A 22,324-nucleotide genomic window follows, 5' to 3' on the forward strand; every position below is an offset into this window, starting at 1 on the left:
GTGGTGAATGCAACGGCGTTACACGGCGGCGGCCGGATCGCGCTTGCCGGTGTCGATGCCGTACTTGTCGATCGCGTCCTGCATCCGCGAGCGTTCGATGCGGCCTTCGTCGGCCAGCGACTTCAGGGCCGCCAGTACGATGAAGTGGCGATCCACTTCGAAGAACGTGCGCAGCGATTCACGCGTGTCGGAACGGCCGAAGCCATCGGTCCCCAATGCGGTGAAGCGGCGGTCGTTGATGAAGGGACGGATCTGGTCGCCGACGATCTTCATGTAGTCGGTGGCCACCACCACCGGGCCTTCATGACCCTGCAGGCACTGCTGCACGTAGGGCACGCGCGGTTTTTCGGCCGGATGCAGCAGGTTCCAGCGCTCGGCGGACAGCCCGTCGCGGCGCAGTTCGGTCAGGCTGGTCGCGCTCCACACATCGCTGGCGATGCCGAAGTCCTGCTGCAGCAGGTCTGCCGCGGCTTCCACTTCGCGCAGGATCGAGCCGCTGCCCATCAGCTGCACGCGTGGCTGCAAGGCGTTGTCGGCGGCTGCCGGATGCAGCAGGTACAGGCCCTTCAGGATGCCGGCTTCGGTGCCTTCGGGCAGTGCCGGCTGCGGGTAGTTCTCGTTGAGTACGGTGATGTAGTAGTAGATGTCTTCCTGGTCGACATACATGCGGCGCAGGCCGTCGTGGATGATCACCGCCAGTTCGTAGTTGTAGGTCGGGTCGTAGGACACGCAGCTCGGAATCACCGACGACAGCACGTGGCTGTGGCCGTCATCGTGCTGCAGGCCTTCGCCCATCAGCGTGGTGCGGCCCGACGTGGCACCGAGCAGGAAGCCGCGGGTACGCGCGTCGGCAGCGGCCCAGGCCAGGTCACCGACGCGCTGCAGGCCGAACATCGAATAGAAGATGTAGAACGGAATCGTGGCCAGGCCGTGGTTGCTGTAGGCGGTGCCGGCGGCGATCCATGAACAGATCGCACCGGATTCGTTGATGCCTTCCTGCAGGATCTGACCGTCCTTGGCTTCCTTGTAATAGCTCAGCTGGCCGGCATCCTGCGGGGTGTACAGCTGGCCCAGGTAGGAGTGGATACCGATCTGGCGGAACAGGCCTTCCATGCCGAAGGTGCGCGATTCATCGGGCACGATCGGAATCACCAGCTTGCCCAGATCCGGGTCCTTCAGCAGGCTGGTGAGGATGCGCACGAAGCCCATGGTGGTGGACTGGCCGCGATCGCCACTGCCCTGCAGCTGGGTGTTGAAGATCGACAGCGGCGGCAGCGGCAGCGGATCCACCTTGGCCAGGCGCGCCGGCAGCTGCCCACCCTGGATGCGGCGGCGTTCGGCGAAGTAGGCGGCCTCGGCGCTGCCCGGTTCCGGGCGCAGATAGGGCATCTCCTCCAGCTGCTCGTCGCTGACCGGCAGGTTGAAGCGGTCGCGGAAGGCGCGTACTGCATCGGCGCTCATCTTCTTCAGCTGGTGGTTGATGTTCTGGCCTTCGCCGGCTTCGCCCATGCCGAAACCCTTGACCGTCTTGGCCAGGATCACCGTCGGCCGGCCGCGGGTGTTCACCGCCTGCTGGTAGGCGGCGTACACCTTCTGCGGATCGTGGCCACCACGTGCCAGCGCCCAGATGTCGTCATCGCTCATGTGCGCGACCAGCTCCAGCAGCTCGGGGTAACGGCCGAAGAAATGCTCGCGCACGTAAGCACCGCTCTGCGACTTGAAGGTCTGGTAGTCGCCATCCACGCATTCCATCATGCGCTGGCGCAGCAGGCCGCTGTGGTCGCGGGCCAGCAGGTCGTCCCAGCCACTGCCCCAGATCAGCTTGATCACGTTCCAGCCGGCCGCGCGGAACGTGCCTTCCAGTTCCTGGATGACCTTGGCGTTGCCGCGCACCGGACCGTCCAGGCGCTGCAGGTTGCAGTTGACCACGAACACGATGTTGTCCAGCCGCTCGCGGCCGGCCAGCGAAATCGCCGCCAGCGATTCGGGCTGGTCCATCTCGCCGTCGCCGAGGAAGGCCCAGACCTTGCGGTCCTGGTGCTGCTTCAGGCCGCGGTACTCGAGGTAACGCATGTAGCGCGCCTGGTAGGCGGCGGTCAGCGGGCCCAACCCCATCGACACGGTGGGGAACTGCCAGAACTCCGGCATCAGGCGCGGGTGTGGATACGAAGACAGGCCGTCACGACCGGCTTCGCGGCGGAAGTTGTCCATCCGTGCCGGATCGATGCGCCCTTCCACGTACGCACGGCCATAGATGCCCGGCGCGGAATGGCCCTGGATGTAGATCATGTCGCCGTCAAAGGTGTCGGTACGGCCACGGAAGAAGTGGTCGAAGCCCACGTCGTACAGCACCGCCGCCGACTGGTAGGTGGCGATGTGGCCGCCGACGTTGGAGTGCTTGCCGGCGCGCAGCACCATCACCATCGCATTCCAGCGGATCATCGCGTTCAGGCGGCGCTCGATGGCCAGGTCGCCCGGGTAGGCCGGCTGGCGCTCCGGCGGGATGGTGTTGACGTAGGCGGTCCACGCGCGCGCATGCAGATCGCCGTGCCGCTGCGCATCCAGCTCGCTGAGCTGGTCGATAAGGTACTGCGCGCGTGGCCGGCCACCGGCCTGCATCACCGCCTCCAGCGATTCACGCCACTCCCGCGTTTCCAGCGGGTCGGTATCGAAGGGGGTCAGGGCTTGGTTCATGACTGTCTCCAGAGGGCGTCGGCTCTGCCTGGGCGACAACACCGGCAGGGCGCACAGCACTGGAGCGGGGTCGCAATGGCGGGGCCGTGACGCGAAGGGCGACCGTGGCGGCCACCGGGGAGGCAAGCGTAGGCCTGGCCCCGCGGCTTCGATAGGCGGGCCCGGCTTGGGTCTCTGGCAAGCAAGGGTTGGCACGGTGCGCCATATCATGGGCGAATGTGCCGGGCGGAGAGTGCCTGGCATGGCCGCCTGCTGCAACGCCACTGTCATCGATGGCCGTCACCCTGCGGGGCTTTCCAGCCTCGGGGTGTTGGCCGGCCGTGAACAGCGTGAGGATCTGGGAGAAGAGCTACGCGCTGCGCGGACGGCTGCTGCGTGGCTTCTTCCTGCGTCGCGGTTCTGCCAGCGAAGACGCCGAGGACCTGGCGCAGGAGGTGTACCTGCGGCTGCTGCGGGCCACCGGCGAGAATGCCGCAGCGATCGAGAACCCGGAGGCCTACCTGTTCACGGTCGCGGCCAACCTGGCACGCGAGCACGCGCGCGCGCGTTTGTCGCTGCCGCCGCTGGAAGACGTGGATCAGCTGGCCGAAGTGCTGAAAAGCGAAGAAGACATCGAGGGCGAGTTCGAGCGCGCGCAGCGCTGGAACGATATCCGCAGCACCATCGCACGTCTGCCGGCGACCACGCGACGGGTGATGGAGCTGCATTACCGCGACGGGCTGGACTGCCCGGCAGTCAGCCAGCAGTTGCAGGTGTCGGTGCACATGGTGCGCAAGCACATCGGCAAGGGTCTGGAGGCCTGCAGGAAGGCGCTGGGCGCCAGGGAGCACGCATGAACCGAAACGCATCGCCCATGGCCGACGACACGGTCGCCTGCGAGGCAATGGACTGGTTCCTGCGCAATCGCGAGGGAGTGCTGGACGAGGCCGAGCGGGTTGCGTTCCTGGACTGGATGAAGCGCTCGCCCGAGCACGTGCGCGCCTATATGCACGCCCTCGCGCTGCACCGGCAGGTCGGCGAGGCACTGCAATCGCCGCTGCCGGAAGAGGCGCCGGCGCCGCCACGGCAGGCGGCCGCCAAAGTGGTGCCTCTGTTCGATAGTGCCCCCGCCGCGCCGCACGCCGCGCCGCTGCGCCGCCGCACGCGCGGGTGGGTGATGGCTGCCGCAGCCTGCATCGCCCTGCTCGGCGTGGGCCTGGTTCCGCAGCTGATGCCCACCGAACAGCTGTACAGCGCCGACCATGGTGAACTGCGTGACCTGGTGCTGCCTGACCGGACACAGGTGCGGCTCAACGCGGACAGCCGCCTGCGGGTACGCATGGGCTGGTTCAGTCGCAAGGCGGAACTGCTGCAGGGCGAGGCGACGTTCGACATCGCACGCGACCGCCGCCCGTTCCAGGTGCAGGTGAACGGCCTGGAGATCCGGGACATCGGCACAGTCTTCGACGTGTCGCGACGGCTGCAGAGCACGCGCATCGGTGTGGTTTCCGGCGAGGTCGAGGTCTGGAGCCAGGGCGCGGGTGCCCGCCGCCTGGCCCAGTTGGGGCAGGGCCGGGTGCTGCAGGTCGACGCGCGCAGCCATGCGGTGGAGTCCTTGGACATGCCACTGTCGATGCTGCTGGACTGGCAGCAGCGCAAAGTGTCCTTCCTTGACGAACGCTTGGACGAAGTGGCTGCTGCCTTCAACCGGCACAACCAGGTGCAGGTGCGCGTGCTGGACGAGGGCGCGGCATCGGCACGGTTGTCCGGCAGCCTCGATGCGCATCGCATCGGTGCGCTGCAGGCCTTCCTCGAACGTGACCCGCGCTTCGTGGTGAGCCGCGAGGGCGACACAGTGCGGGTTGGCAGCCGCTGAGGCCGAGGTGGCCGTGGACTGTCAGAAAAAATTCATTGAATCCGCGTTCTCCACTTTGGTGGATGCGGGCTCTTACTTGGGAGAAGCCGCTGCCGATCCGCGCAGCGGCGCCTGCTGCCTTCTCTCTTCCAAGGACCCGTGATGCGCAACACGCTCTACCTGTCGATCATCCTCGCCCTGTCTCCCGGCAGCATGCCATTGGCCTTCGCCGCCGCCGCCGATGGCCTGGAGGCGCGTGTGTCCACGCCGATCGCGGCACAGCCGTTGGCGCGTGCACTGGAGCAGTTGTCACGCAGTTCCGGGGTGCAGTTCCTGTACTCGGCCGATGGCGATGCCCGCATGGCCGGTGCGGTGCCGCGCGGTGCCACCGTCAGGCAGGCGCTGGATGCACTGCTGGCCGGTACCGGTCTGGGCTACACCGTGGTGGATGGCAATGTCATCGCCATCGATCCGGCACCGGTACGCAACGCGCCGAACCCCGGAGCACCGAAGCCGCGCGAGGCCGAGGCGGTGGTGGCGCCGACCCTGGACACGGTGAAGGTGATTGCCGCGCACGAGGTGATCGACCAGAAGAAGACCTCACCGGTGATCAAGGATTCGGTGGTCTACGACGAAATGGACAGCTACGGCGACGAGACCCTGGCCGAGAGCCTGATGGCCGCTCCAGGCCTGAGTGCGGTGGAGGATGCCGGCGAGCCACGTTACGTGACGGTGCGCGGCGTACAGGCCAATCTCAACTACACCACCATCGATGGCATCGCGATTGCCAGCGTGGGTGGCAGTGGCTCCGGCGAACGCATGAACAACCTGCAGCTGATTCCCAGCGACATCGGCACCCGTACCGACATCTACAAGAGCTTCAGTGCGGAGCAGGCACCGGATGCGATCGGCGGCGTGATCGACATCATCAGCCGCAGTGCCTTCGACCGGTCCGGCAAGTACGTGTTTGCCGACGTGGCAGGTATCTATTCCACGGCCGAGACCAACGTCGAGCGCAGCGCTGGCGGCAACCACGAAACCCTGGGCCACTTCGGCAAGAGCGCCAAGATGGTGTTCTCCAACCAGTTCGGTGCCGGGCAGGAGTTCGGCATCGTTGCGGTGGCACGCTATGAGCAGCGTTCGCGCAACAGCGTCAAGCGCTGGGTGGAGTCGAACTACTACTACAACGACGCCGGCAAGTACCTCACCGACGGCACCACCGGGCCGGATGAGGCCAAGGGTTGGAACGGGCTGCGTGCGCCCGGCAATTTCAGCACCGGCACCTACACCAACTTCATCACCAACTTCGGCGGCTCGGCCAAGCTGGAATGGAAGCCGTCGGACGATCCGTTCTACGCATCGCTGCTGCTGTACTCGTACCGGTTCTACGAGAACTCGACGATGAACAAGACCGATCTGTACGGCAACGCCAAGTTTCCGATCCGCAACCAGACCGAGGACAGCGGCACCACCCAGATCAACAGCATCTACATCAAGAACCGCCACGACCGCTGGGACCGCAGCAACCGTGGCGCCATCGCCAGCTTCAACTGGGACATCGGCGACCGTTCGCGGCTGACCCTGCGCGGCGGCCATACCGAAGAGACCTTCCACAACAACCAGGTCTACTGGGGTGTGCGCGCCTACCCAAGCAGCCTGTTCGTCGACTACGAGAACGACAGCCACGGTTTCCCCAACGCGGTGGCGGTGTCCGATTCCAGCCTGCTGACCAGCTCGGCGTTCAAGCTCAATCCGGCGCAGGCTTATGTCTCCCCGCGCGATGCCAAGGAGAGCATCGACAACCTGCGCGCCGACTTCAGCTACAACATCGACGCCGATGCGCGTGGCTTCGGCCTGGCCACCGGCGCCGAATACCGCCACCTGAAGATCTGGCAGGACATCGACTTCGACTACTTCAGGAGCAGCGCCACGCTCAACGATTACCTGTATCCGGGATCGACGCTGCTGGGCAGCGTGCCGGGCTTCCCGCTGATCGACAACCGCAAGTGGAACGAGGAACTGCTACCGAAACTGGGCAACAACAATGCGGCGTATCCGAATGCCAACTTCACCAGTGACTACAGGTACGTGGAGGACATCACCAATGCGTACGTGTCCGCGCACTACGCCTGGGACCGGCTGCTGCTGATCGGTGGCCTGCGCCATGACCACACCCGCTTCGATGCCTACAGCCCGTTCAGTAATGATGGCGGCACCACCTATACCTCCGCCTTCCGCAACACGAGCGGTGGCTACAACAACCTGTTGCCCTCGTTGAATGCGACGTTCAAGCTGAGCGAGGACCAGCGCCTGCGCTTCTCCGCCAGCCGCACGCTGGGCCGGCCGACGCCGAGCAACATTGCCCAGGCCACCAGCACCAGCTGTGGCGATGACGAGGAGGGCAGGGGCTTCTGCACCATCAAGCAGGGTAATGCGAACCTGCAGCCGCGCCGTTCCACCAACATCGACCTTGCATGGGACCTGTACTTCAACGGCAACAACGGCCTGGTCTCGGTGGCGTTGTTCGACAAGGTAATCAAGGACGACATCTACACCCTGACCACCTTCGAGAACGTGGGCGATACCCGTTACCGGGTGACCCAACCGATGAACACCGATGAGTCCAGGCTGCGCGGCGTCGAGTTCGCGGTGGCCAACCGCAACCTGCAATGGGGCCGCCAGCGCTTCGACATGTACTTCAACGCCACGCGGCTGGAAGGCAGGACCAACTACCGCATCACCGATGGCACCGAGCGACGCCTGGACCGGCTGCTGTACCAGCCGGACTGGTCGCTCAATGGTTCGGTGATCTGGCGCATGCCGTGGAAGAACTCGCAACTGCGCCTGTCCGGAACCTACCGCAGCCGGATGCTGGTCGACTTCGGCGACACCCAGTGGCTGGATTCGTACTACGACCCGTACATGACCTTCAACATGGCCTTCAGCCACAAGGTCAGCAGGCACGTGACGCTGAAGTACGAAGCCAAGAACCTGTTCAACACCCAGCCGACCTACAGCACCGGCCCGAACGGGCGCTTCCGTACCGAGATCGACGACTACGGCCGCTTCTTCTACTTCCACATCATCTACAACTGAGGGCACAGCCGTGGAGACGATCAATCGCAGGCGATTCCTGGCCCTGGCCGGCCTGTCCGCTGCCGGCGCCTGGATGGGCACGGCACGCGCGCTGGCCGCGCAGGCCGATGCCACCACGCTGAACCCGCGCAACCTGCTGGCCAAGCCGCGCTTTGCCAGCACGCCCTTCACCCTGGGCGTGGCCTCGGGTGATCCCACGGCCGACGGCATGGTGCTGTGGACGCGGCTGGCGACGGAGCCGCTGGTGTTCGGCGGTGGCATGCCGACCCGGCCGATGGTGGTCGAATGGCAGCTGGCAGCGGACGAAGGCATGCGCAAGGTGGTACGCCAGGGTTCGGCGCTCGCGCATCCCGAACTCGGCCACGCGGTGCACGTGGAACTGGAAGGATTGGCGCCCGGACGGCCCTACTGGTACCGCTTTACCGTGGGTGGCCACGCCAGTGCAGTCGGTTGTACCCGCACGCTGCCGGCAGCCGCGGCAGCGGTGGATCGCGTGCGCTTTGTGGTGGCCGGCTGCCAGCACTACGAAGAAGGCCACTACACCGCGTGGCGGCGCATCGCCGAGGAACCGCTGGATTTCGTCTTCCACTACGGTGATTACATCTACGAAGGTGAAAGCCAGCCTGGCCTGCGGAAGATGAACGGCCAGCCGTTCACCAACCTGCGCAACCACGTCGGCCCGCAGACCTACACGCTGGATGATTACCGCCGCCGCTATGCCCAGTACAAGAGCGATGCCGACCTGCAGGCCGCGCATGCGTCGGCACCGTGGTTCGTCACTTTCGATGACCATGAAGTGGACAACAACTGGGCCGGCGCCGAAGACCAGGACGATACGCCCAGCGAAGTGTTCCTGCTGCGGCGCGCACAGGCGTTCCAGGCCTACTACGAGAACATGCCGCTGCGCCGTTCGGCATTCCCGCGCGATGGCCACATGCAGCTGTACCGGCGCGCACGCTACGGAACGCTGATGGACCTGCACCTGCTCGACACACGCCAGTACCGCAGCAAGCAGGTGAACATGGCGCTGCGTGAGGACGTGGAATCGCCGGAGCGCAGCATCGTCGGTGCGAAGCAGGAGCGCTGGCTGTTCGATGGCCTGGCCGATGCCGCGCCGCGTTGGCACACCATCGCCCACCAGGTGGCGCTGGGCAACTACATGCGCGAGAAGGACGGCGTGGTGCAGTCGTCCGATGACCAATGGTCGGGTTATCTGGACAGCCGTCGGCGCCTGCTCGACCACATCCAGAAGGTCGGCTTCGGCAACGTGGTGACCGCCTGTGGCGACGCGCACCGGCATTACGCCAGCGACCTGGTGCAGGACCATCGTGATTCGGGCGTGGTCTCCAGCGAGTTCCTTGCCACTTCGATCACTTCGGGGGCCGATGGCCAGGGCGTGGACGCTTACGCCCGCAACCAGCTTGCGCACAGCCCCAATCTGAAGGCGACCACCGACAAGCGTGGCTATGTGCTGTGCGATGTCACTCGTGATGCGTGGATCGGCGACATGAAGACGCTGGATACGGTGATGCGACCGAACGGTACCGTGCAGAGCTGGAAGCGCTACGCGGTGGAGCACGGCCGGCCGGGGCTGCAGGAGGCCTGAATCTAGCGGTCTGCGCTGTAGAGCCGAGCCCACGCTCGGCTGCTTCTTTCGGGGCAATGCGACCGGGGCGAAAGCAGCCGAGCATGGGCTCGGCTCTACAGGGATTCTTCAATCGTGCTCGAACCGCAGCGGTTCGGTGCCCATCGCCGGGTCACTGGTGCCGGGGCGACCATCCTCGGCGCGGCCGGCCAAACGCAGCACACTCCCACCCGCGCTGATGCGCAGGTCATACCAGCCGGCGGTAGGCGTTGCATCCCACGCCAATGAAGTCTGCGCATGTGCGGGCAGCGCCAATGTCTGTTCGGGCATGTGTCCTGCATAGGCGCCGCCATGCACGCGCACCTGCTGTGCACTGTCACCCAGATTGCGCAGGTGCAGCCGCAGCTGGCCATCCGCGCGATCAATTGAAGCCTGCACGGCAGGAGCCTTGGCCGCACCCTGGAAGTGGCGGTGGAAGCCGTTCGGACCGAGCAGCCACAGGTCATAGCGGCCCTGGGCGTCCAGCGGCCAACGCTCGCGCAGCGGCATGCCCGGCAGCAGCGTGTAACGGCGCGGCACCGCCTCCAGCCGCAGCCGATCGTAGACATGCAGCACTGCCGCTGCGCCCTCGCAGGACAACGCCAGGTCAACGCCCGCGACGTCGACCGCAGCAATCGATGCCTGCGGTCGATAGGGAAGGGCACGCGCCGGGCGTACACCGCTTTCCTGTTTCGCTGGCTTCAGCCCCTCTGGCAGCGCGGGCACGGTGCGCCCCGGCAAAGCAGCGGCGCGTGCGGCCACCGCGCTCACGTCGGGCAGGCCGCGGACGAACGGGCGGGTATCGCGCTGGGCAAAGTCGAACGCAGTGCTGAGGTCGCCGCAGACCGCGCGGCGCCACGGCGAGATGTCCGGCGCGGACACACCAAAGCGGCGTTCGATCAGCCGAATGACCGAGGTGTGGTCGTACACCTGCGAATCGACCCAGCCACCGCGGCTCCAGGGCGAGATCACGTACAGCGGCACGCGCGGGCCCAGTCCATACGGGCGGCCGCGCAGTTCGGCGAAGTCGTACTTCTCATCTCCCGGTGCCGGATGGCGGTGGTACTCGCCTTCAGTGCTGACCGAGGACGCACCCGCCCAGCCACCGTCCACCGGCGAAGGCGGTGCCGGTGGTGGCATGTGGTCGAAGAAACCGTCGTTCTCATCGAACATCAGCAGCAGGGCAGTGCGGCTCCACACCTGCGGATCGGCGGTCAGTGCATCCAGCACGCGTGCGGTATAGGCCGCGCCCTGGGCCGGGCTGGAGGGGCCGGGATGCTCGCTGCCGGCCGCGTCGGCGATGATGAAGCTGACCTGCGGCAGGCGTCCGTCGATGACGTCCTGGCGCAGCTGCGCCAGGCCACGCGTGCTGACCCCGCGTGCGCGCAGCTGCGGGTCATGACCCGGCGCAGCGCGGTAGGCCTGGCGGAACGCCTCGAAGCCGGCCAGCGGGTTGTCGGTGAAGTTGTCGGCCATGTCCTGGTAGATCTGCCAGGATACCCCCGCCTTCTGCAGGCGTTCGACATAGCTGGCCCAGCGGTACGACGCAGGATGCCCGCCGTGCTCGGGGAAGTTGTCGTGCGAGTTGGCGATCACCGGGCCGCCGGCGCGGGCGGCAGCATCGTTGTGGCCGGTCCACAGGAACACCCGGTTCGGGTTGGTTCCGGCCTGCATCGCGCAGTGGTAGGCGTCGCAGATGGTGAAGGCATCGGCCAGGGCGAACTGGAAGGGCAGGTCGCTGCGCTGGAAGTAGCCCATCGAGTGGTTCTGCTTGGCTTTCGGCCATTGCCCCATGCGTCCGTGGTCCCAGGCCCGCTGTGCATCCGGCCAGGTGTGCGGCGTGCCTTCCACGCGCATGTAGCCGAAGTGCGCGGCGGTATCCAGCGGGAACGGCGCAATCGCGCGCTTGCCGCTGGCATCGGGCTGCAGCCACAGGCTGCGCGCGCGGGCGCCGGCCTGCAGTGCCTGCGCCGGAGCGACGAAGCGATCGCCGAAACCCCGCACACCCGGCAGCGTGCCGAAGTAGTGGTCGAACGAACGGTTCTCCTGCATGAACACCACGATGTGCTGCAGGTCTTCCAGGCTGCGGGTTTGCGCGGCGGGGGCGATCGCGGCGGCCCGGGCGATGCTGGGCAGCAGCGGGGAAAGGCCGGCGGCAACGCCGGCCTGCAACAACCGGCGTCGGCCGATATCGGTCACGGGCTCACTCACAGGTCCACACGGAAGGAGATGCCGACGGTGCGCGGAGCGCCGATGAAGGCGTTGTCGCGGCCGTCCACCCCCGCAAGATACCGCTTGTCGGTGAGGTTGCTCACCACCAGGTTGGCACCCATGCCCTTCAGGCGCGGCGACAGGCCCTGCAGGTCGAAGCCGATGTTCGCATTGAACACGGTGGCCGAGGGCAGCTTGTTGACGTTGGCGGCGTCGAGGTAGCGGGTGCCCAGGTAACGGCCGGACAGGCCGAAGTTCCAGTTCTCGCCCTGCCAGTCCGCCGAGAGTACGAGGGTCTGTTCGGGTTGGCCGATCACCTTGGCGCCGTCGACGATGCCCAGCTGGGTATCACGCGCGGCATCGCCACTGCCCAGGTACTTGGAGCGGTTGTAGGTATAGGCGGCGTTGAGGCGCCAGCCGTTGTCCCAGCCATAGCCGAACGCCGCTTCCAGGCCGTTGCTTTCCACGCCGCCGAAGTTCTCGTAGACGCCGTCGGTCTCGCCCAGGTAGTCGATGCCGCTGACGAAGCCGGCCGGCAGGTAGACGATGCGGTTGTCGAACTTGATGTTGTACAGCGTGACCGAGGCGGTCAGGGGCCAGCGGCTGATGCGCATGCCCATTTCAATGTTGTCGGCGGTCTCCGGCTCGACGTTGCGGAAGCGCTGCGGGTCGGTCTCGCCGAGCACGCCGGAGGGGATGGCGGCGAAGTTCTGCGAGAAGCCCGCGAACAGCTCCATGCCTTCCACGCCGGGCGCCCAGGTGAAGCCGGTGGACAGCAGCGGATCGGACCTGGAGTCGGATGTGACGTGCTCGCTGGCACCGATCACGCGGCGGCGCGACTGGTCGACGAAGAACTGCTTCACGCCGAGGCGCGCGCTGAACGGGCCGAAGCGGGCCACGTCCTCGACGTAGTACATCTGTTCGTCGACCTTGTACTTGTCCTCGAACTGTACCCAGTACGGCTGGTGGTCGAAGGCGATGTCCCGGCCGACGTTGAGCAGGCGATGCCAGTCGCGGCGTGCCGAACGGTCCAGCTTCTCCACCCACAGGCCGCCGCGGATCGTGTTGTCGACTGCGCCGAAAGTCTGGCGCCATTCGACGTCGGCGGTAACGCCCATGCGGTCGTTGTCGTAGTGGGTGTGGCGATACGACTGCGCGCCCAGCACGTTGCCGGCGTAGCAGTTCGGATCGTACTCGGCGGTGAAGCCCAGGCGCGGGCTGCAGCTGGCCAGGCGCTGCGCGGCACTGCCATCGGGATTGACGAAGAAAATCTGGCCACGGTTGCTGCCGCCGTACACGGTCTTGCCACCGAGGTATTCCGACTCCGGGCGACCGGCTCCGTCATCGCTGACCTGCGCCAGATACGGTGGCAGCCAGTCGCCGCGGCCTTGCATGCGGTGCCCGTAGGCGGCCACCGAGGCCTTGAAGCCGTTGCCACCGTCGAAGGCCGCGCGCAGGTAGCCGAAGGTGTTCTCGCGCAGCGCACGCGAGCCGGAACGGTAGTTCTGGTCCAGGTAGGGAATGCCGGTGAGGGTACCGACCAGGTTGTCGCGATCCGGATTGGTCGCGAAGCCCTTCGGTGAGACGCTGGTGTACTCCGGCTCGTCCGCATCGTTGTAGGACAGGTAGCCGGTCAGGGTCCAGCGATCCAGTTCGGTGATGAACTTGCCGGCGATGTGGTCATTGCTGGTCTTGCCGCTGCCATCGATCCAGTCATGCACGCGCGCCGACGAGGCACTGACCCAGGCGCGGGTGTGGCCGCCGAGCAGGCCGGTGTCGTAGCGCACGTAGTACTTGCGTGCCTCGTTGTCACCGGCGCCGACCACGAAGCGCAGGCGGCTGTCCTGCAGCGGATCGCTGGTGAGGAAGTTGAGCGTGCCGCCCAGGGCCTCGTTCGAGCGCGAGGAGATATCGGCAGTGCCCTGGCTGACTTCCACCGTTTCCAGGTCGAGGGTGTCGATGTAGCGGTTGGCCAGCGAGCCGCCGCCGTAACCCGAGCCACCATTGGGCAGGCCGTCGATGGTGGTGCCGATCTGCTGGGTATCACGGTTGGTGACGAAGCCACGCATGCTGATCTGCGTGCCCCACACCGACGAGCCGGTGGCATCGGCCTCGCTGACCACCACGCCGGGCACTTCGTTGAGCGCGTCGTTGACGCTGCTCATCACGGTCTGCCGGTTCAGCGTTTCCGCACGCACGGAAGTCTTGGCATAGCTGGTGGCCTGGCCGATCACCTGCACCTGGTCGAGGGTGCGGGCCTCACTGCTGCGCGCTTCAGCGGCATCGCCCTGCGGTGCTTCGGCCAGGGCGTCCAGTGCGGGAGCGATCAGCAGGGCAAGCAGCGAGACACGGGGAAAGCGCGCAGACGTTCGCATCGAGACCGGACCTTCAGAGCAGGGAAGCCCCGGAGTGTCGGCAGCGCCAATGACATCGGCATGACGTGGCGATGCAGGAATCGTGTTCTGCGACGGCCGGCACCCGCCGCCTGCTTCAGTACCGTGCGTCCTTGGGCTTCGGGTCACGCGGCCAGTCCTTGCCCTTGTTGGCGAAGTCCGGCCGCGGCTGGTTGATGAAATAGCCGGCGATGTCCACCGCATCCTGGTCCGGCATCACCTGCTGCCCCAGCGGCGGTGCGCGGGTCACTGCCGGTGGCATGTTGTGCTTGATGAAACCGGCCGCCTTGTACAGGCGCGCCATGCCGGCACCGATGTTGAAGCTGTGGTCGCCCCACAGCGGCGGGAACGCGATGTCACCGCTGGCATCGCGTCGGCCTTCGCCGTTGTCGCCATGGCAGGCGGCGCACTGCACGGCATACAGCGCCTGGCCGCGGACCGGGTTCGGAGTCAGCGTGCTGTCGATGGGGCCCTCACTGGGCGCGGCCACTGTTGCACCCTCTGGCACCGGGCTGCTCAGCCACGCCATGTAGTCGAGCATCGCGCGCATCTGCGGTGCGTCCTTCGGCAGCGGTTTGCCGTTCATCGAGCGCTGCAGGCAGCCATTGATGCGCTCGGTCAGCCCGATCACCTTGCCCGGGCGCGGCATGTAGCGCGGATAGGCACCGCCGCCGGTATTGAAGTAGTGGTTGCCGAACGGTCGCTTGCCCTCGGCCATGTGGCACGAATTGCAGTTCAGATCGTTGCCGACGTTGTCCGGAAGCAGGCGCGCGGTCTCGTTGAGGATGCGCCGGCCGAGCATTACCGATTCGGCATTGCCCAGGCCGGCGATCTCCTCGGCACTGGGCGCGTGGTAGTGGGCGACCACCTTGCCCTGTGCATCGAGGATATCGATCGTACTGGCTACGGCGGCATCCAGGCCCGGGTGCAGCTGACGATAGGCGAGGGTGCCCGCACCGGCCAGCAGCACCACGGTGATCGCACTACCGAGCAGCAGGCGGGAACGTTTGCGCGAACGCTTCATCGTGCGGCCTCCTGCGGAACGTAGTGCACCGGCTTGTCACGCACCACCCGGCGCATGCGTGCCACCTCGACCTCGCTCACCGCGCTGGCCTGGTTGCCCCAGCTGCTGCGGATGAAGGTCAGGATCTGTGCCAGCTGCGCGTTCGGCAGCTGCTCGAAGCCGGGCATGGTGAAGGCCATGCGGTCGTGCGGGGTATGCGGCGTGCGACCCCCGATCAGGGTCACCTGCACCAGCGAACTGGGGTCGTCGGCGAACACGATCGAGTTGCCGGCCAGGGCCGGATAGACGCGTGGCATGCCGCGCCCGTCGGCACGGTGGCAGGCCTGGCAGTGCTCGGCATAGGCCAGCGAACCGGCCACGCGATAGTCGCCACTACGCAGCGCGGCGGTGGTGGTGTCGGTACCAGGCGACCACTGCGCACTGCGTCCCTCACGCGCCGGCAGCTGCTTCAGGTAGCGCGCCATGGCCAGCAGGTCAGCGTCGGACAGGTACTGCGTGCTGTGCTCGACCACGTCGGCCATGCCACCGAAGGCTGCCGATCGATCGGTGCGCCCGGTGCGCAGGAAGTCGACGATCTCGCCCTCGCTCCAGCTGGCCAGGCCGGTCGATTCATTGCGCAGGTTCTTCGCATACCAGCCTTCCAGCACCGAGCCGGACAGGAACTGGCGGCTGCCATCGTCGGCCATCGCCTTCTCCTGGAACGCCAGCCCACGTGGTGTATGACAGGCGCCGCAGTGGGCCAGGCCCTCAACCAGCTCAGCGCCACGCTGCTGGCCCACATCCAGCGACGGATCCGGGTTGAAGCTGCGCGGGCGCGCGAACAGCAGCTGCCACCATGCCAAAGGCCAGCGCATGTTGGCCGGCCATGGAATCGTGCTGTCGGCGTTGCTTTGCTTCACCGGCTGCACCGAGCCCATGAAATAGGCATACAGCGCCTTGATCTCGGCATCGCTGGCGATCACGTACGAGGCATACGGCATCGCCGGATACAGCGGCTGGCCGTCGTGGCGGATGCCGCGGCGGACCGCGCGTTCGAAATCGGCGTAGTCGTAGGCACCAATGCCGGAGTCCGGATCGGGGGTGATGTTGGTCGAATAGATCGTGCCCATCGGCGTCTGCAGGCCCAGGCCACCGGCGAACGGCTTGCCGCCCGGCGCGGTGTGGCAGGCCGCGCAGTCGGCGGCACGTGACAGGTAGCGCCCCTGCGCGATCAGCGCCGGATCGTGGATGTCGACCTGCGCGGTCTGTCGCGGTGCGAACCAGTAGGGCGTGCTGCGGGCAATGCCGTAGGCGGCGGCTACCGTGGCGGCCAGGGCAATGGCGAGCTTGAACGAGATGCGCATGGCGGCACTGTGGGCACTCCCGGGCGCGCGTTCATTGATCCGGATCAATGACTGAACCGATACAGCTTTTACACCAAACTGAATCGTTCCTGCGTTGTCATCAAGCCGTCATCCGTGCGCGATAGATGGCCGGTCTATTGGGCGTTACCGTCCCAATCTGTCTGATTCACCCCTATGACGTGATATGAAGCGCCTGCTGCTGTTGTTGCTGGCGTGCGCCGGCCTGTGGCTGGCCGCATGCTCATCCTCGATCAACGCCTCGTCCACCTCACTCGCCGATCAGCTGATCGCGCCGGGCGGCGTGTCGACCCTGCTCGATCGTCCGCGCATCGCCGCGGCCATCGCCGAACTGCCCAACCGCCATGGCTTCGCGGCGGGCCGCGATGGCGTGCCGATCTTCTGGCGCGTATTCGATCCGGGCGACTACGGCGCGCGTTACCGCTACCTGCCGCGGCGCCACGAGAACGGCCTGCCGCTGGATACCGGCCTGAGCCTGGCCGTGCCGCAGCCGTTCCGCGCGCAGGCGCCGCGCGGCACCGTGGTGCTGCTGCATGGGTGGATGATGAACGGTGATTCGATGCTGCCATGGTCGCTGCAGCTGGCCGAATCCGGCTACCGCGTGGTCACGCTCGACCTGCGCAACCACGGCCAGTCCGGCACCGGCCCGTCCGGCTATGGCACCTATGAGTCGGATGACGTGGTCGATGTGATCGGCGAGCTGCGCGCGCGCGGCGAAGTGACCGGGCCCCTGTACCTGTTCGGTGTGTCCTATGGTGCGGCCACGGCGGTGTTCACCGCCGACAAGCTGGGTGACCAGGTCGAAGGCGTGGTGGCGATGGAATCGTTCGCCAATGCCGGCGTGGCGATCCGTACCATGATCCCGCACCTGATGGGGCTCCAGCCGGAAGGCCTGAAGGCGCAGGCGGTGGCGTCGTACGCGCGCTGGCGCTACGGCGGCCAGGACATCAACCAGGTGATCGCCGCCGCCAGCCGCCGCATCGACGTCGATCTGGACCGCGTGGACGTCGCGCGTGCGTTGGCCGATACCCGCGCCTGCGTGCTGTTGCTGCACGGGCAGGGCGACCAGCACATTCCGGTCAGCCAGGGCCGCGAACTGGCCCAGGCCAACCCGCGCGCGCACTACATCGAAATGCGCGGCGAGGACCACATCACCCTGCCGCTGCGGCTGGACCTGCTGGCGGGCGTGGTCGATGACTGGATGGCGCGCGACGAGCACCATCCGCAGAACGCGTGCCCGGCACCGCAGCTGCCGGCCCAGGCTGAGTGGCTGGCGCGCATCTGAGAAAAAGGGGACGGAGGGGATTAAGTCGTTTCCAGGCCAGGTGTGCGGGAAACGACTTAATCCCCTCCGTCCCCTTTTTCTGTCAGGCCACGCGTCGTGCCAGTGCGCGGGCAGACGCCGCGACGCCGAGCAGCAGCGCGGCCACGCACAGGAAGGCGAAACCGAGGCTGGTGGCATGCGCCAGTGCGCCGATCGCTGCCGGACCGGCGAGGATGCCGGCGTAACCCAGTGTGGTCACCGCGGTGATGGCGATGCTCTCCGGCATCACCCGCTGCTGGCCCGCCATCGAGAACAGCGCCGGCACGATGTTGGCGCAGCCCAGCCCGACCAGTACGTAGCCGGCCAACGCCACCGGGAACGAGGGCACCAGCGTGGCCAGGGTGAAGCCCGCCGCAGCGGTGATGCCGCCGATGACCAGCGTGCGGGTCCGGCCGAGGCGCTCGACGATGCCGTCGCCGAACAGGCGCATCGCGGTCATCGCCAGGGTGAACAACGCAAAGCCGGCCCCGGCCTGGTCGCGCGGTACCTGCCGCACTTCCGCCAGGAACACCGCACTCCAGTCCAGCATTGAGCCCTCGGCAAGGAACACCACGAAGGCCAGCACGCCGATGAACAGGACCACGCCGTGCGGCAGCGCCAATAGCGGGCCTTCGTGCAGGATCCGTTGCGGACGCCAGTGCGGTGCCGACAGCACGGCAACCAGCAGCAGCGCGGCCACCGAAAGCAGCGCGGCCAGCCACAGCGGCGTGCCGAGGATCAGCAGCCCGGTCATGCAGCCGGCGCCGACGAATCCACCGATGCTGTAGAAGGCGTGGAAGCCGGACATCATCGCGCGTCCGGCGTCGCGCTCGACCGCCACGGCCTGCATGTTCATCGCGCAATCCAATGCACCGACGCCGGCGCCGAACACGAACAGCGCTGCGCCCAGCGCCACGGGCGAGGGTGCCAGCACCAGCAAGGGCAGGGCGCCCAGCATCATCGCGCAGGTGATCACCATCACCCGACGGCATCCCAGCCGTCCGGTCAGCGCACCTGCCAGTGGCATCGCCAGCAGCGAGCCGAGCCCGAGGCACAGCAGCACGGCGCCGAGGCTGGCGTCGGACAGCCCGGCCTTGGCCTTGGCGTAGGGGACCATCGGTGCCCACGCGGCGGTGGCGAATCCGGGAATGAAGAAGGCGGCGCGGGTGGCGTGCTGCTGGGCACGTGGGGATGAAGGCGTCATGCTTGATGCGAAGCTCCGGGAGAGCTCCATGAAATCGTTTTCAGGCCAGGTCGGCAAGTGCCATGCATGACATCAAACGACGCATACGATTGCAGTGACCCGATTGCGTCACCAGCGATTAACGCCACGCACGGACAGTGGCTGCACAGTCGGCATCCCGCCGGCCGCTGCCGGAGACCTGTACATGAGCACGACACCGACCATCCTCCTTGTCCATGGATTCTGGGGCGGGGCCGCACATTGGGCCAAGGTGATCCTGGAACTGCATCGCAACGGCCACGACCGCGTGCAGGCGGTGGAACTGCCGCTTACCTCGCTGGCCGACGACGCAGGACGCACCCGGAAAATGATCCGGCAGATCGACGGGCCGGTGCTGCTGGTCGGCCACTCCTACGGCGGCGCGGTGATCAGCCAGGCCGGTAGCGAGCCCAACGTGAAGGGCCTGGTCTACATCGCTGCCTTCGCGCCTGATGCCGGCGAGAGCCCCGGTGGCATCACCCAGCAGCACCTGCCGGAGGCAGCGCCGAACCTGGCACCCGACAGCGATGGCTACCTGTGGCTGCGTGCGGACAGGTTCCATGAGAGCTTCTGCCAGGACCTGAGCGCCGACGAGGGCCGGGTGATGGCGGTGACCCAGAAGGCGCCGTTGGCGAGCACCTTCGGTGATGCGGTCAGCGATCCGGCCTGGAAGCACAAGCCGAGCTGGTACCAGCTGTCCCGCCAGGACCGCATGATCGCGCCGGACAACCAGAAGGCCATGGCCACGCGCATCCAGCCCAAGCGATTGCTGGAACTGGATGCCAGCCATGCCTCGCTGGCCTCGCAGCCGAAGGAAGTGACCGCGCTGATCCTGGAGGCCTGCGCCGCCATCGGCGGCTGAGCCCGCGCGGCGCGTCGCACCGCACGACAGGATTCCACCTTCGGCGAGATCACCAACCCGGCCACGCAGGCCAAGGTGGTACATCGCACCCAACCGTATTGGTTGCTGGATGCGATGGCGCGTTATGAATTCAGTGATCGCCTGTCGGCCACGCTCAACGTCAACAACCTGGTGGACAAGCGCTACTACACGATCTTCAGCTGGTACAGCACCTACACCTGGGGTGAGCCGCGCAATGTGCGGCTGGCGATGACGTACAGGTTCTGACGCGGGTCCTGTAGAGCCGAGCCCGCGCTCGGCTGGCTGTCACACCGCAGCCGAGCGTAGGCTCGGCTCTACGGAAATGCGCCCGCGATGCTTTGCGGCATCGCGGGCGCTGTGGTTACAGCGGCAGGTCGAACACCAGCACTTCGGCGTCGTTGCCGTTTTCCATGGTCAGCTGCGCTTCGTCGCTGACCTGCAGTGCATCACCGGCTTCCAGGGTGATGCCATTGACCTGCAGCTGGCCTCGGGCAACCTGCACATAGGCACCACGGCCATTGCCGAGCGCGTGGTGCAGCTTCTGGCCGCCATCGAGGATGGTGGCGAAGATGCGGGCATCCTGGTGGATGCGCAGCGAACCGTCGGCACCGTCCGGCGAAGCGATCAGGCGCAGCTGGCCGCGCTTGGTCTCCGGGGCGAAGTGGGTCTCCTCGTAGGACGGCGTGATGTTCTCGCGGTCCGGGAAGATCCAGATCTGCAGGAAGTGCACGGTCTCGTCGGCCGAGTGGTTGAATTCGCTGTGGCTGACACCACTGCCGGCACTCATGCGCTGCACGTCGCCGTAGCGCAGCACCGAGCCGGTGCCCATCGAGTCCTTGTGCTCCAGCGCGCCGCCCAGCACATAGGAAACGATCTCCATGTTGCTGTGGCTATGGGTGCCGAAGCCCTGGCCGCCGATCACCTTGTCTTCGTTGATCACCCGCAGCGGGCCGAAGCTGACGTAGCGGGGGTCGTAGTAGTTGGCGAAGGAGAAGGTATGGCGCGAGGACAGCCAGCCATGCTCGGCCAGGCCACGGGTAGCGCTCTTGCGGATCTGCAGCATGATGGAATCTCCTTGTTCGATGGTTTCGATGGGGCGGGGTGAGGCGGTAGTTGCCGTGTTTCCCCGTTGGAGAGAAGTATCTGCTTGCGCCCGGGGTTTGAAAAACGGATAGTTTTGACGGCCATCATCGAAAAATTCGAATGCTCAAGCTCAGCCTCGATGCCCTGCAGATCCTGGATGCCATCGACCGCCGCGGCTCTTTTGCCGGCGCCGGCAAGGCGCTGCACAAGGTGCCCTCGACCATTTCCTACACTGTGGCCAAGCTGGAGGAGGACCTGGGCGTGCAGCTGTTCGACCGGGTCGGCCCGCGTGCCGAACCGACCGAGGCCGGACGCGCCCTGCTGGACGAGGGTCGGCATCTCCTGCGTGCGGCCCGCGAGCTGGAGCTGCGGGTGCGCCGGGTGGCGTCGGGCTGGGAGACCGAACTGACCCTGGCGGTGGACTCGGTGTTCCCGACCTGGCTGCTGGGCCCGGACATCGCCGCGTTTCGTGAGGCGGAGGCGCCGACCCGGCTGCGGCTGATCGGCGAGGCCCTGTCCGGCACCTGGGAGGCCCTGCTGGACCGCCGCGCCGACCTGCTGGTCGGGGCGCCGGGCGAGGGGCCCAGTGGCGGTGGTTACGTGGTCGAGCCGCTGGGCACGGTGGAGTTCGTGTTCGCGGTCGCACCGGATCATCCGTTGGCCAAGGTGCCGGGCGTGCTCGGTCGCGAGCAGCTGGTCGAGCACTGCGCGATCGCCGTTTCTGATTCGGCGCGGCGGTTGCTGCCGCGCACGGTGGGCCTGTTGATGGGGCAGGAGATGCTGACCGTGCCTGACATGGCCAGCAAACTGAAGCTGCAATGCGAAGGTGTGGGCTTCGGCTTCCTGCCCGAGCCGTGCGCGCGCGCTGCAGTGGCGCGTGGCCAGCTGGTGATCCGCGAGGTGGAGGAACACAAGCCGGAGGAAACGTTCTGGCTGGCCTGGCGCACCGGCGAGGACGGCGCGGCACTGCGGTGGTGGCGCGAGCGCCTGCGCAGGCCGGAGCTGCTGTCGCAGTGGTGGCAGGCAATGGCCAAGGGGTAGGGGTTTGGCAGGGCTGCGCCCTGCACCCGCCGAGGCCAAAGCAACAGCAACAGCAACAGCGTGCATTCCGTGAGGTGGCGGGTTGGGTCCGGCTGCGGGAGACGCCGTAAACCCCCAGGCCGGCCCAGCCGCTGGCGGCTGTGCGTTCGGGCGCTTGCGAAGCAGTGCTTCGCAAGCAAAGCGCCCTCACCCATGGGGGCTTGGCCGCGGCATCCATGCCGCGGACACTCCCGCAACCGGACCCACCCCGCCTTCGACAGTTTTCCGCGATCTGTCGGAACGGCGTACTGCTCTGGTAGGTGTCGACCTTGGTCGACACGGTAGATCCACGTCATGCGTGGATGAATTCACTCGATATCTGACAGATGTGTCGACCAAGGTCGACACCTACCAACAGCCGCGTGAACCTGTCGAAGGTGGGGCGGTGTCGGAGTGCGGGGTGTCAGCCGCATGGATGCGGCTGCCAAGCCTTATCTGATCGGAATCTGGCAGCGTAGGTGTCGAGAGCCGGCGTGGGCCGCCGTGTAAGCCTGGATCTCGACGATCGCCATGTAG

Annotated in this window: 14 protein-coding genes and 1 pseudogene; 8 read left to right on the forward strand and 7 right to left on the reverse strand. The window is 66.6% G+C overall.

All coding sequences use genetic code 11. The features are described from left to right. Window positions 1-18: 18 nt before the first annotated feature. On the reverse strand, window positions 19-2,694 hold the full coding sequence (gene aceE / locus AC5P8F_RS19970; RefSeq protein WP_049442304.1) for a pyruvate dehydrogenase (acetyl-transferring), homodimeric type: 2,676 nt from the start codon (window positions 2,692-2,694) through the stop codon (window positions 19-21). 320 nt (window positions 2,695-3,014) lie between these two features. Here aceE and AC5P8F_RS19975 point away from each other — a divergent pair, with 320 nt between their 5' ends. The 4 genes from AC5P8F_RS19975 (at window position 3,015) to AC5P8F_RS19990 (ending at window position 9,230) form a co-directional block, all read left to right on the forward strand. After that, complete coding sequence (locus tag AC5P8F_RS19975; protein ID WP_049442305.1) at window positions 3,015-3,530, forward strand: RNA polymerase sigma factor; 516 nt, start codon at window positions 3,015-3,017, stop codon at window positions 3,528-3,530. Further along, complete coding sequence (locus AC5P8F_RS19980) at window positions 3,527-4,549, forward strand: FecR family protein (protein WP_049442306.1); 1,023 nt, start codon at window positions 3,527-3,529, stop codon at window positions 4,547-4,549. The genes AC5P8F_RS19975 and AC5P8F_RS19980 overlap by 4 nt, the downstream gene beginning before the upstream one ends. 141 nt (window positions 4,550-4,690) lie before the next feature. Further along, a complete protein-coding gene (locus AC5P8F_RS19985; protein WP_049442307.1) occupies window positions 4,691-7,624 on the forward strand; it encodes a TonB-dependent receptor in 2,934 nt (977 codons plus the stop codon). A gap of 10 nt (window positions 7,625-7,634) precedes the next feature. After that, window positions 7,635-9,230 carry an alkaline phosphatase D family protein gene (locus AC5P8F_RS19990; RefSeq protein ID WP_053495078.1) on the forward strand — a complete coding sequence of 532 codons (1,596 nt, stop codon included), beginning with the start codon at window positions 7,635-7,637 and terminating at the stop codon, window positions 9,228-9,230. A gap of 108 nt (window positions 9,231-9,338) precedes the next feature. On the opposite strand, the gene AC5P8F_RS19995 is transcribed toward AC5P8F_RS19990, so the two are convergent. From AC5P8F_RS19995 to AC5P8F_RS20010, 4 genes are all read right to left on the reverse strand, one after another. After that, on the reverse strand, window positions 9,339-11,447 hold the full coding sequence (locus tag AC5P8F_RS19995; protein WP_069117229.1) for a phosphocholine-specific phospholipase C: 2,109 nt from the start codon (window positions 11,445-11,447) through the stop codon (window positions 9,339-9,341). 8 nt (window positions 11,448-11,455) lie between these two features. Further along, entirely contained in the window at window positions 11,456-13,834 is a 2,379-nt protein-coding gene (locus AC5P8F_RS20000; protein ID WP_197574432.1) for a TonB-dependent receptor domain-containing protein, read from the reverse strand. A gap of 115 nt (window positions 13,835-13,949) precedes the next feature. Further along, a complete protein-coding gene (locus tag AC5P8F_RS20005; protein WP_495228871.1) occupies window positions 13,950-14,876 on the reverse strand; it encodes a c-type cytochrome in 927 nt (308 codons plus the stop codon). Next, complete coding sequence (locus AC5P8F_RS20010) at window positions 14,873-16,219, reverse strand: c-type cytochrome (protein ID WP_495228873.1); 1,347 nt, start codon at window positions 16,217-16,219, stop codon at window positions 14,873-14,875. The genes AC5P8F_RS20005 and AC5P8F_RS20010 overlap by 4 nt, the downstream gene beginning before the upstream one ends. A gap of 184 nt (window positions 16,220-16,403) precedes the next feature. Between AC5P8F_RS20010 and AC5P8F_RS20015 the strand changes: the two genes are divergently transcribed. Next, entirely contained in the window at window positions 16,404-17,522 is a 1,119-nt protein-coding gene (locus AC5P8F_RS20015; protein ID WP_495228876.1) for an alpha/beta fold hydrolase, read from the forward strand. Between the two features lie 82 nt (window positions 17,523-17,604). On the opposite strand, the gene AC5P8F_RS20020 is transcribed toward AC5P8F_RS20015, so the two are convergent. Beyond that, window positions 17,605-18,744: an MFS transporter gene (locus AC5P8F_RS20020; protein ID WP_032957729.1), complete on the reverse strand. Its 1,140-nt coding sequence runs from the start codon at window positions 18,742-18,744 to the stop codon at window positions 17,605-17,607. Between the two features lie 184 nt (window positions 18,745-18,928). On the opposite strand from AC5P8F_RS20020, the gene AC5P8F_RS20025 reads away from it, so the two are divergent. After that, window positions 18,929-19,624, forward strand: coding sequence for an alpha/beta hydrolase (locus AC5P8F_RS20025; RefSeq protein ID WP_014646735.1), 696 nt, complete (start codon window positions 18,929-18,931; stop codon window positions 19,622-19,624). A gap of 24 nt (window positions 19,625-19,648) precedes the next feature. Continuing rightward, window positions 19,649-19,891, forward strand: a pseudogene (locus AC5P8F_RS20030) (TonB-dependent receptor domain-containing protein); the annotation flags it as partial. 115 nt (window positions 19,892-20,006) lie between these two features. Here the strand turns inward: AC5P8F_RS20030 and AC5P8F_RS20035 are convergent. Next, complete coding sequence (locus AC5P8F_RS20035; protein ID WP_495228879.1) at window positions 20,007-20,708, reverse strand: pirin family protein; 702 nt, start codon at window positions 20,706-20,708, stop codon at window positions 20,007-20,009. Window positions 20,709-20,848: 140 nt separating this feature from the next. Here AC5P8F_RS20035 and AC5P8F_RS20040 point away from each other — a divergent pair, with 140 nt between their 5' ends. Further along, a complete protein-coding gene (locus AC5P8F_RS20040) occupies window positions 20,849-21,769 on the forward strand; it encodes a LysR family transcriptional regulator (protein WP_046429929.1) in 921 nt (306 codons plus the stop codon). Window positions 21,770-22,324 lie beyond the last annotated feature (555 nt).

Source organism: Stenotrophomonas sp. YJH_SMC_69, from assembly GCF_059370495.1.